Origin of the sequence: Variovorax gracilis, assembly GCF_030317115.1 — a bacterium.
Taxonomy (GTDB): Bacteria; Pseudomonadota; Gammaproteobacteria; order Burkholderiales; family Burkholderiaceae_C; genus Variovorax; species Variovorax gracilis.
Window position 1 is genome coordinate 1 of sequence record NZ_JASZYF010000098.1, and the last position, 1228, is coordinate 1228.

Genomic DNA, 1228 nt, shown 5'->3' on the forward strand with positions numbered 1-1228 from the left:
GCATCCAGGCTCGCTCCGATGCGCTCGACAAGATCGGCAATGAAATCCTCGCGCGCAAGGAAGAACTCGGCACGCTGCTCGCACGCGAGGAAGGCAAGACCCGCGCCGAAGGCATCGGCGAGGCCGCGCGCGCCGGCCAGATCTTCAAGTTCTTCGCCGGCGAATGCCTGCGCCTTTCAGGCGAGGTGCTGCCTTCGGTGCGTCCGAACATCGGCGTCGAGATCACGCGTGAGCCCGTGGGCGTCGTGGGCCTGATCACGCCCTGGAACTTCCCCATCGCGATTCCCGCATGGAAGATCGCTCCGGCGCTGGCCTTCGGCTGCTGCGTGGTGCTGAAGCCCGCCGACCTCGTGCCCGGCTGCGCCTGGGCGCTGGCGGAGATCATCAGCCGCTCGGGCATTCCAGCGGGCGTGTTCAACCTGGTGATGGGCCGCGGCAGCGTGATCGGCGATGCACTGGTCAATCACCCGGGCATCCATGCGATCAGCTTCACCGGCTCGGTGGGCGTGGGCCGCAACATCGCCATCCAGTGCGCGACCAACCACAAGAAGGTGCAGTTGGAGATGGGCGGCAAGAACCCGCAGGTGGTGCTGGACGACGCGGACCTGAACCAGGCCGTGGAGCTGAGCGTGCAGAGCGCGTTCTATTCGACCGGCCAGCGTTGCACGGCATCGAGCCGGCTGATCGTGACCGAAGGCATCTACCCCAAGTTCATCGAGGCGATGAAGGCGCGCATGGCCAGGATCAAGGTGGGCGATGCACTGGCGCAAGGAACGGACATCGGGCCGGTCTCCAGCGAGAGCCAGCTGCAGCAGGACTTGAACTACATCGAGATCGGCCAGGGCGAAGGCGCCACGCTGGCTGCGGGCGGCGAGCGGCTCAAGCTCGACACCGAGGGCTTCTACATGTCGCCGGCGCTGTTCAGCGAATCGGTGGCCTCGATGCGCATCAACAAGGAGGAGATCTTCGGGCCGGTGGCGAGCGTGATCCGGGTGAAGAACTACGAAGAGGCGCTGGCCACGGCCAACGACACGGAGTTCGGGCTGTCGGCCGGCATCGCGACCACCAGCCTGAAATACGCGACGCACTTCAAGCGTCACAGCCAGGCCGGCATGGTGATGGTGAACCTGCCGACGGCGGGGGTGGACTACCACGTGCCCTTCGGCGGCCGCAAGGGATCGAGCTACGGCCCGCGCGAGCAGGGCAGGTACGCCCAGGAGTTCTTCAC

At 66.2% G+C, this 1228-nt stretch carries 1 protein-coding gene; it reads left to right on the top strand.

Features of this window, described 5'->3' with window-relative positions:
• Positions 1 to 1228: aldehyde dehydrogenase family protein (locus QTH97_RS36905; protein ID WP_286573747.1), on the top strand; the 1228-nt coding region annotated here is incomplete at both ends.